This is a genomic window from Flavobacterium silvaticum (genome assembly GCF_012911565.1).
In the GTDB taxonomy this organism is placed as follows: domain Bacteria; phylum Bacteroidota; class Bacteroidia; order Flavobacteriales; family Flavobacteriaceae; genus Flavobacterium; species Flavobacterium silvaticum.
Map to the genome: position 1 here is coordinate 1 of NZ_JAAMPU010000060.1, position 536 is coordinate 536.

A 536-nucleotide genomic window follows, 5' to 3' on the forward strand; every position below is an offset into this window, starting at 1 on the left:
CAAAGACCCGAATCCGAATCCGTCCCCGTCGGTATCCGCATAGAAATCGAAAGAGGCATGCTTGGTGTTGTCGGTGTCATCACAATCCAATCCTGAAGATGAAACTGAGGTTCCCGCAGGGATCGATACCCCATAGCAAGTGGCAAGCGGAGTCGCTGAAGTGGCATACCCGTCTCCGTCTGCATCCGTATACAGGTCAGCCGTTCTCCATTTGGTATTGTCTGAAGGAGCACAATCTGTATTGTTGGATGAATAACCCGCAGGTGGTGTTGAGCTGTTCACGGCACACACACTCACCAAAGAACCGGCTCCGAATCCGTCCCCGTCGGCATCCGCATAGAAATCGAAAGAGGCATGCCTGGTGGCATCGGCATCGTTACAGTCAACTCCTGAAGAAACCGCTGTGTAACCCGCCGGAATCGAAGCTCCGTAGCAAACGGATGTCGCGGTGGAAGAAGTGGTATATCCATCACCATCGCTATCAACGAATAACAGGGCAGATTGCCATTTGGCATTATCGGCCGGCGCACAGTCTG

Annotated in this window: 1 protein-coding gene; it reads right to left on the minus strand. The window is 53.0% G+C overall.

Annotation, left to right across the window (positions count from 1 at the left end; translation table 11 throughout):
* Positions 1 to 536, minus strand: a 536-nt coding sequence (locus G6047_RS00215) for a hypothetical protein (protein WP_211165347.1), incomplete at both ends; no start/stop codon positions are given.